The 8,544-nt window shown below is 42.1% G+C and carries 6 protein-coding genes; 2 read left to right on the forward strand and 4 right to left on the reverse strand.

What is annotated here, in order from left to right; genetic code table 11:
* Positions 1-215: 215 nt before the first annotated feature.
* Positions 216-2,555: an EAL domain-containing protein gene (locus KL866_RS13045; protein WP_025255383.1), complete on the forward strand. Its 2,340-nt coding sequence runs from the start codon at positions 216-218 to the stop codon at positions 2,553-2,555.
* A 44-nt stretch (positions 2,556-2,599) separates the two neighbouring features.
* Here KL866_RS13045 and KL866_RS13050 read toward each other — a convergent pair whose 3' ends face one another.
* Positions 2,600-3,697: an NADH:flavin oxidoreductase gene (locus KL866_RS13050; RefSeq protein WP_025255382.1), complete on the reverse strand. Its 1,098-nt coding sequence runs from the start codon at positions 3,695-3,697 to the stop codon at positions 2,600-2,602.
* 214 nt (positions 3,698-3,911) lie between these two features.
* Between KL866_RS13050 and KL866_RS13055 the strand changes: the two genes are divergently transcribed.
* Entirely contained in the window at positions 3,912-4,154 is a 243-nt protein-coding gene (locus KL866_RS13055) for a DUF2164 domain-containing protein (protein ID WP_025255381.1), read from the forward strand.
* Positions 4,155-4,259: 105 nt separating this feature from the next.
* Here the strand turns inward: KL866_RS13055 and yfaE are convergent, their stop codons facing one another.
* The 3 genes from yfaE to nrdA all read right to left on the reverse strand — a co-directional run bounded on the left by yfaE (position 4,260) and on the right by nrdA (position 8,122).
* Positions 4,260-4,532 carry a class I ribonucleotide reductase maintenance protein YfaE gene (yfaE, locus tag KL866_RS13060; RefSeq protein ID WP_025255380.1) on the reverse strand — a complete coding sequence of 91 codons (273 nt, stop codon included), beginning with the start codon at positions 4,530-4,532 and terminating at the stop codon, positions 4,260-4,262.
* Positions 4,533-4,544: 12 nt separating this feature from the next.
* On the reverse strand, positions 4,545-5,675 hold the full coding sequence (gene nrdB, locus KL866_RS13065) for a class Ia ribonucleoside-diphosphate reductase subunit beta (protein ID WP_025255379.1): 1,131 nt from the start codon (positions 5,673-5,675) through the stop codon (positions 4,545-4,547).
* Between the two features lie 125 nt (positions 5,676-5,800).
* Positions 5,801-8,122, reverse strand: coding sequence for a class 1a ribonucleoside-diphosphate reductase subunit alpha (nrdA, locus tag KL866_RS13070; protein WP_025255378.1), 2,322 nt, complete (start codon positions 8,120-8,122; stop codon positions 5,801-5,803).
* Between the last annotated feature and the right edge of the window lie 422 nt (positions 8,123-8,544).

The raw sequence follows: 8,544 nt of genomic DNA on the forward strand, positions 1-8,544 counted from the left end.
TCTTATCACTGACTTCTTATAAAAGCGCATTTTTTGAAAAATTGCCTATACTCACGGGTAGTTACAATATAACTGTTGTTAGTATGCCCTTGTAGACTAAAGAGAAATACTTTAAACCCTACTATTAATGTAAGGTTTTGCGAATTTAAAACGGGCAATGTTGTTTTTAACAATCAAATAAAGGGCATTTATTAGGGTGTTTAGTGGAGTGTATCGTGACAATTTCTGAAGTATCGACCAGTGAAGTTGATAGAGTGGCTGCACTCAAGCGATTAGGATTGCTAGATACACACACTGAAGAGCGTTTCGATAGAATTACTCAGTTAGCAAGTAGCGTGTTTAATTGTCGTCATGCAGCTATTACTCTTATTGATTTAGATAGGCAGTGGTTTAAATCGTCGGTTAATCTCGATATTAAAGAGTCTGCTCGAGAGATTGCATTTTGCAACCGCACTATATGTGAAAAAAACGCGCTCATTATCCCCGACGCAAAGGAAGATGCGCGATTTAAAGACAATCCATTTGTTTTAGGTAAGCCACATATACGATTTTACGCGGGAATAAAACTTGTTGTAGACGGCTATGCGGTAGGTACTTTTTGTGTTTTTGACGCTAAGCCACACCATTTAAACAAAAATCAATTATCGCAGCTTGAACATTTTGCAGAGCTTGCAAAAGCAGAAATTTGTAGGAAGGAGCACGCAGCGCTAACTCAACAAATTACTGAATACCAAGACCGCCTAGCGCAGACACAGAAAATTACGCGTGTTAGAAGCGCTATTCTCGAGAAAGTAGTGAATGCTGAGTCTCTGCATAATGTGCTTTTTGATATTGTCGATTCAATTGAAAGCGAGTACCCGAATAAACTATGTAGTATTTTACTACTACAAGAAGGCAAACTTCGAAAAGGCGCGGCCCCTTCTTTGCCTGAATTTTATAATGATGCCATTGATGGTCTTGAAATTGGTCAAGGTGTAGGCTCTTGCGGTAATACAGCAGCAACTAACAGCCCGACAGTTGTAGAGGATATAAGTACACACCCTTTTTGGGATGGTTACCAAGACCTAGCTGCGCAGGCGGGGCTAGCGTCCTGTTGGTCTCAGCCTATTAGAGGGGCCAATGGAAACGTAATTGGTACCTTTGCAATTTATCATAGCTACAAAGCCGTACCCACCTCTGAAGAAGTTGTACTTATTGAACAGTTTGCGCATATTGCCAGCATTGCTATAGAGCGAGAGTTGGCGAGCGATCTTATTTGGAATCAGGCAAACTTTGATACGCTTACGGGGTTACCTAATAGAAACCTTATGCTTGATCATCTCGATTTGGCGATTAAAACTGCCGATAGAGAAAATGACAAGGTCGCCGTAGTTTTCTTAGATTTAGATAACTTTAAAGATATCAATGATACGCTCGGGCACGACGTAGGCGATGAACTTTTAATAGAGTGTGCAAAGCGGATTAAACAAAATTTACGTGCTAACGACACAGTTTCAAGGCTTGGCGGAGATGAATTCGTTGTTATTTTAAACCATGTAAATAGCCTAAGTTCAATCGACAACGTAGTGCAAAAGTTGCTGGATGTGATAGCCGAGCCATATCTTATCGGTGTTGAAAGGGTGCATACCAGCGGTAGTTTAGGCGTAACTTTATATCCAGATGATGCTAGTAGTACTAAAGACCTGTTAAAAAACGCTGATCAAGCAATGTATAAAGCGAAGGGGTCAGGAAAAAACAGCTATAAATACTACACACTAGACATGCATGAAGCTGCTGTAAAAAGGTTATCTCTTTTAAACGATTTACGCTATGCAGTTAAAAATAATGAGCTTTTCATTGAGTATCAGCCTATAACGGCTTTTAATTGCGCTAAGACAATAAAGGCAGAAGCCTTGCTTCGATGGCAGCATCCAGAGAAAGGTCGAATTCCACCAGATGAATTTATTCCTTTAGCAGAAGAGTCTGGCTTGATAATTGAAATAAGCGATTGGGTTTTTGACGAAGTGTGTAAAAACGTGAAGTATTGGCAGGCACTTTATTGCCATGAACTTCAAATCAGTATTAACACGTCGCCTAGCCAATATTTTCATCAAGAGTCTAATATAACAGACTGGCTTACTAAATTGTTTAATGAGAATATATCAGCTCGCTCAATTTTACTCGAGTTGACAGAAAACTTGCTGATGGAAGCAGACGAAAAAGTTACTAAAAAGTTGTTCCAATTTAGACAGGCCGGCGTTGATATAGCCCTTGATGATTTTGGTACTGGATATTCTTCGATATCCTATCTCAAAAAATTTCCTACAGATTACATCAAAATAGACAAAAGCTTTGTTAAGACCATGACGGTCGTTAGTAACGATAAAGTACTATGTGAGGCTATTATCGTCATGGCTAAAAAACTTGGCATTAAGGTAGTTGCTGAAGGCGTCGAGACTCAAGAGCAATACGATATACTTAAAGAAATGGGGTGTCACTATGGTCAAGGCTATTACATAGCACGGCCGATGGTAAAAACTGCCTTCGAATCCTTTCTAAAAAAACTGGCGCATTAACTAGCGCCAGTGTACACATTGTATTTTTAAACTAATTATTTAGATTAGGACAGGGTTGCAAGGGCTTTACCAGAGTACTGTTCCAGCTCTTCAGTTCGGTTATCTTTTATCTTATTGGCCCAATTTGGATCTTGAAGAAGGGCTCTACCAACAGCGACTAAATCAAACTCACCTGATGCCAATCGCTCAAGCAGGTCATCTACTGAACGAGTACTCGAGTCTTGACCTTTAAACGCGCCGAAAAAGTCATCATTTAGTCCTACCGAACCAACGGTAATAGTTGGTTTTCCAGTTATCTTCTTCGTCCAACCCGCAAGATTTAGATCGCTACCTTCAAATTCGCTTTCCCAATAACGGCGCTGAGAACAATGGAAAATATCAACGCCTGCATCACTCAGGGGAAGTAAAAACTGTTCTAGCTCTTTAGGTGTGTGGGCTAACCGCGCCGTATAGTCTTGCTGTTTCCATTGTGAATAGCGCAGCACGATTGGGAAATCGGGACCAGTTGCAGCGCGTATCGCTTTAATTATTTCCACCGCAAAACGGCCTCGGTTTTCCATACTGCCGCCCCAGCTGTCAGTTCGTTGGTTAGTTCCTTCCCAGAAGAATTGGTCGACAAGGTAACCGTGCGCACCATGAATTTCTATCCCGTCCATACCGATGGTTTTTGCATCAACTGCAGCTTGAGCAAATGCGGCTATTACAGATTCAATGTGTTGAACTGTCATGGGCTCAGCACCTTGTTTTCCTGGTTTAAAAAGCCCAGAAGGCCCCGCGCTTGGGAGCTCAGGGTAGGGGGCTTTTTCTGCGACCCTTGCCATACCAACGTGCCAAAGTTGGGGCATTATTTTGCCACCCACGCTGTGTACTTCGTCTACAACCTTTTTCCAACCGGCTAAGGCTTTATCGCCGTGAAACTGAGGGATATTTGCATCCATAGTTGCTACTTTATCATTTACGGTAGTCCCCTCTGTTATAATTAGACCTGTGCCACCTTTTGCACGACGTTTGTAGTAGCCCGCCACATCACTTGTAGGTATGCCGTTAGGCGAAAATTGGCGTGTCATCGGTGCCATAACAATACGGTTATCGAGTGAAAGATTTCCCTGCTTATAAGGCATAAATAGCGCGTTTGCAGTCATTTTGTTTCCTGGTGATTGTTCATTGATTAAGTTTAAAAATAGTACTAAGCCTAACAGACAAGTCAATTTTCATATGTTGATAGTCGGTTATAAGCATTTATTAATAAACGTAAAGTGCTTAATTACAAACGGGAGAAACCTTTATCAATGTTAAAATGACTGGCATTATTGTCGCTTAATATTGTTGCTATAGTTAACCTAGGTAAGAGTAAAAATGAGCGAAATAACATTCTCTCGGGACGAGAAAGAAGTTTTGATTTCTAAGCTACAGCGATATTTTGAGGACGAATTAGGAACCACACTTGGCCAGTTTGACGGTGATTTTCTCCTTGATTTCATCAGTAAGGAAATGGGGGCATCGTTTTACAACAAAGGGGTGAATGACGCTAGGGCTGTTGTCACGTCGCGCCTTCAGCTTATTGATGAAGAGTTGTACGCTATAGAAAAAGTGCCGTAGATAAAATCGTCAGGTCTGTGATAATCGTTAAAAGCAGACTGAAAGAATAGAATTACCCGCAAAGAGGTAGTTTTTGAATAGCACTGTAATGGATAAGCAAAAAGGTCAAAGGGGTACTTTTATTTTTAACGGGCATTTCGCTACGCAACAGCACGGAAGAATTTCATCGTCATCGATGAAGGCTAGGGGATCGGTAGTGTATTCCACTTCGCCTTCAATTAGTTTGGTCCTGCATGCACCACAGAATCCTTCACGGCAATGATAGTGAATATGAACGTCTGCCGCTTCTAAAGCGCTTAAGATAGTTTTATCTGATGGGGCATCAATTGCCCCCACATCAACGATGTCGATGCGAAGGGCATTATGGTCACTGCTCATTAAGCTGCAGTTTTACAACTCAAAATCAGCGAAGTCGTCTTCACTCACTGCTGAGTCAATTTGACCAACAAGGTAAGAGCTTATTTCAGATTCTTGAGGTGCCACTTGTACATTGTCTGAGTTCAGATAGTTATTCATCCAAGGAAGTGGGTTACTGCTAACTTCAAACGGTGTGTCCAAGCCAATGGCAGACATACGCTGATTCGCAATGTACTCAACGTATTGGCAAAGGATTTCTTTGTTCAAGCCGATCATAGACCCGTTTTTAAACAAATAATCTGCCCATTCTTTTTCCTGCTCAACTGCATTCATAAAGATAGCACGTGCTTCTTCTTTACATTCTTCCGCAATTTGCGCCATCTCAGGGTCATCTTTACCTTTGGCCCACAAGTTAAGAATGTGCTGAGTAGAAGATAAATGAAGGTTCTCATCACGGGCAATCAGTCGAATGATTTTCGAGTTGCCTTCCATCAACTTACGCTCAGCAAAAGCAAAGGTACAAGCAAAAGAAACGTAAAAGCGAATTGCTTCCAGTGCGTTAACCGAGTTCATGCAAAGGTAAAGCTTCTTTTTAAGCTCGTACATATTGATGGTGTATGCAGTACCATTAACGGTATGAATGCCTTCACCTTGTGTTTGCCATAGCTGAGTAGCAAAAATGAGGTCGTCATAATACTTGGAAATATCAGCAGCACGGCGCTTAATCTCGTCATTTACTACGATATCTTCGAATATTTCACTTGGGTCTGAGAATAAGTTGCGCAGAATATGAGTATATGAACGAGAGTGAATAGTCTCAAAGAACGACCATGTTTCAACCCAAGTTTCTAACTCTGGTAGTGAAATAATAGGCAAGAACGCAATATTTGGGCTACGGCCTTGAACAGAATCCAAAAGCGTCTGGTACTTAAGGTTTGATATAAAGATGTGCTTTTCTGGATCGGTCAATTTTTGAAAATCAACGCGATCGCGAGAAACGTCAACTTCCTCAGGGCGCCAAAAAAAGCTAATTTGTTTTTCAATAAGCTTTTCGAAAATAGCATGCTTTTGCTGATCGTAGCGTGCAACGTTTACGGGGTTACCGAAAAACATCGGCTCGATCAATGGATTAGTACTTTGCTGATTAAACGTAGTGTATTTCATGATGGCCTAACTAAAAACTTAGTGATTAACGCGTATTATTGTTTGTGTTCTTGCTGCAAAACATTAATGGCAAGTGCTATTGTAAATTGCTTTCACACACTTGCCATTTGAACAGAAGGGCGTGTTTAGATCTTACACGCACCGCCTGCACAATCATCATCTTCCTCTACCACTACTTCTTCTTGTCGCGGCATAGGCTCGTTTGCTTTAGCGTCTAGCGCCGAGGTGTCTGATGCACCGTCACGAGTGTTATGATAATAAAGTGTCTTAACGCCAAGCTTATAGGTAGTAAGAAGGTCTTTAAGCAGAAGCTTCATTGGAACCTTGTTACCTTCATAACGGCTTGGGTCATAGTTTGTATTCGCCGAGATAGTTTGGTCGATAAACTTTTGCATGATGCCAACAAGCTGAAGGTAACCATCGTTAGAAGGAATATCCCAAAGCAGCTCGTACTGATCTCTCAATGTTTCGTATTCAGGGACAACTTGCTTTAGTACACCGTCTTTACTCGATTTAATGCTAATGAAACCACGTGGTGGTTCAATACCGTTAGTCGCATTAGAAATCTGTGAAGATGTTTCTGACGGCATCAATGCAGAAAGGGTAGAGTTACGCAGGCCGTGAGTCTTGATCTCTTCACGAAGTGCATCCCAGTTGTAATGAAGCGGTTCATTACACACGCTATCAAGATCTTTCTTGTAGCTATCAATTGGCATGATGCCCTGCGAGTAGGTCGTTTCGTTAAACTTAGGACACGCGCCTTTCTCTTTAGCTAGGTTATTCGATGCTTTTAGTAGATAGTACTGCATTGCTTCGAACGTGCGGTGAACGAGACCGTTCGCACTATGATCTGAATATTTTACGCCGTTCTTAGCAAGGTAATAAGCAAAGTTGATAACGCCAACACCTAGAGTTCGACGGCCCATAGTTGCGTTGTACGCAGCAGGAACAGGGTAGTCTTGGTAGTCAAGCAGGTTATCAAGCGCGCGTACTGCAAGATCAGCCAGTTCTTCAAACTCGTCAACCGACTCAATTGCACCTAGGTTAAACGCAGACAGCGTACAAAGAGCAATTTCACCATTCTCGTCGTTAACATGCTGAAGGGGCTTAGTCGGTAGCGCTATTTCAAGGCACAAGTTGCTTTGACGAACTGGTGCGACTTCTGGGTTGAACGGGCTGTGCGTATTACAGTGATCAACGTTTTGAAGGTATATACGACCTGTACTTGCGCGCTCTTGCATGAACAAGCTAAACAGTTCCATTGCTTTAATTTGCTTTTTACGGATGCTGTCGTCGTTTTCATATTTAACGTACAGTTCTTCGAACTTGTCTTGGTCGGCGAAGAACGCATCATAAAGACCAGGAACGTCAGACGGGCTAAACAATGAAATGTAGCCATCTTTCATCATGCGCTGGTACATCAGTTTGTTGAACTGAACACCGTAGTCCAAGTGACGTACACGGTTTTCTTCAACACCGCGGTTGTTCTTAAGTACTAGCAATGATTCTACTTCCATATGCCAGATAGGGTAGAACAATGTAGCCGCACCACCACGAACGCCACCTTGTGAACAGCTTTTTACTGCAGTCTGGAAGTATTTGTAGAACGGAATACAGCCAGTGTGGAATGCTTCACCACCGCGAATAGGGCTGCCTAGTGCACGAATGCGACCTGCATTCACACCAATGCCCGCGCGCTGGCTTACGTATTTAACAATTGCGCTTGCAGTTGCGTTAATTGAATCTAGGCTGTCACCTGTTTCAATAAGTACGCATGAGCTGAACTGGCGAGTTGGGGTACGTACGCCGGCCATAATTGGAGTAGGTAGCGATAGCTTAAACGTTGACGCAGCATCGTAGAAGCGACGGATGTAATCCATGCGCGTCGCTTTGTCGTAGTTCGCAAAAAGGCATGCCGCTACTAGGATATAAAGGAACTGTGCACTTTCATAAATTTCACCAGTAACACGGTTTTGAACTAAATACTTACCTTCAAGTTGCTTAACCGCAGCATAGCTGAAATTCATATCGCGCCAATGGTCGATGTAGGTTTCCATTTCTGCAAACTCTTCAGGCGTGTAGTCTTCAAGCAAATGCTTGTCATACTTACCCATATCAACCATTTTACCTACGTGCGCAAATAACGCTGGCGGTTCAAATTGACCGTAAGCCTTTTTGCGAAGGTGGAAAATAGCTAAACGCGCTGCCAAGTACTGGTAATCTGGCGCATCGGTAGAAATAAGATCTGCCGCTGATTTGATCAGGGTCTCGTGGATCTCGCTGGTGTTGATACCGTCGAAGAACTGAATTTGTGCCTTTATTTCAACTTGTGAAACAGAAACATTAGTGAGTCCTTTGGCTGCCCATGTAACGACTTTGTGGATTTTCTCTAAGTCGATGGACTCTTTTTCACCGTTGCGTTTGGTGACGAATAGGTTGTTGTTCATGTTACTGGCCGTTTGTCTGTTAGCGCTTTATGCGTGGGCTATACACTGCCCATTTTCATTTTAATTTACTTGTGTATCTGTATTATGCTAGTTGGCTCACGCCAGATAACAGAACACACAAAAACCGCCTAAACCGATACCTATAGGTAATAAGTAGAGACTGCTTGTTAAATTCTTATTTACTGTGTTATTTCAGCGAGATTAAAGTCACATTTTCCAAATAAGTCGCGATCTTTCGATCCCGAATGCTTAGTTGGGATCACGTGCTGAACTAAACACAAGATAGTGAGGTTTTAATCGTAATGCAACCCAATATCTGGTGGTATTTCAAGCACTCAATCTGGCATGAAATTTATGTTAGTAACAACTAACTTTTTAGCGTTCTACAAGCGTAAAATTTCGGGATTGCAAGCACTATAAAT

The organism is Alteromonas sp. ALT199, from assembly GCF_018619335.1.
Taxonomy (GTDB): domain Bacteria; phylum Pseudomonadota; class Gammaproteobacteria; order Enterobacterales; family Alteromonadaceae; genus Alteromonas.

Excerpts from the sequence above, each read along its gene's own strand:
- KL866_RS13055 (WP_025255381.1), top strand. The coding sequence starts at position 3,912 with ATGAGCGAAATAACATTCTCTCGGGACGAGAAAGAAGTTTTGATTTCT.
- KL866_RS13050 (WP_025255382.1), bottom strand. The coding sequence starts at position 3,697 with ATGACTGCAAACGCGCTATTTATGCCTTATAAGCAGGGAAATCTTTCA.
- nrdA (WP_025255378.1), bottom strand. The coding sequence starts at position 8,122 with ATGAACAACAACCTATTCGTCACCAAACGCAACGGTGAAAAAGAGTCC.
- yfaE (WP_025255380.1), bottom strand. The coding sequence starts at position 4,532 with ATGAGCAGTGACCATAATGCCCTTCGCATCGACATCGTTGATGTGGGG.
- nrdB (WP_025255379.1), bottom strand. The coding sequence starts at position 5,675 with ATGAAATACACTACGTTTAATCAGCAAAGTACTAATCCATTGATCGAG.